The organism is Shewanella sp. S1-49-MNA-CIBAN-0167 (genome assembly GCF_040310145.1).
Lineage (GTDB): Bacteria > Pseudomonadota > Gammaproteobacteria > Enterobacterales > Shewanellaceae > Shewanella > Shewanella psychromarinicola.
In genome coordinates this window covers 1-481 of record NZ_JBEOPO010000118.1, presented here as the reverse complement: position 1 = coordinate 481, position 481 = coordinate 1, and the positions used below count along the sequence as shown (strand labels likewise).

Below are 481 nucleotides of genomic sequence, written 5' to 3'. Positions count from 1 at the left end.
GGTATGGCCATGTAACGCTCCACTTCTGCAACAATATCAGACTCCGCCATTGGAGAATTGTCTTTCATGTATTGAATAGCTTGTTCACGACTCCAGCCTTTCGCATGAAGTCCTGTATCTACGACTAAGCGCATTGCTCTTAACATTTCATCAGATAACTTGCCGAAATACTGATATGGGTCGTTAAATACGCCCATCTCAATCCCTAAGTACTCTGCATACAACGCCCAACCTTCTTCAAATGCAGTGTAACCCTGGAAGCGCTGAAACTGTGGAACATCAGTTAACTCTTGCTTAATGGCAATCTGAAAATGATGACCGGGAGCAGCTTCGTGCAATGACAAGGTTGTCATACCCCATTTGGGTTGTGCTTTTAAGTTGTAAGTATTGATATAAAAAACACCTGGGCGTGAACCGTCAACTGCTGGTGATTCATACGATGCGCCAGCGGCAGATTTCTCACGAAAACTCTCTACAGGCT

1 protein-coding gene is annotated in these 481 nt (G+C 44.5%); it reads right to left on the bottom strand.

Translation table 11 applies throughout. The features are described 5' to 3' along the window. Positions 1–481: DUF885 domain-containing protein (locus tag AAEZ00_RS20630; RefSeq protein WP_351089741.1), on the bottom strand; the 481-nt coding region annotated here is incomplete at both ends.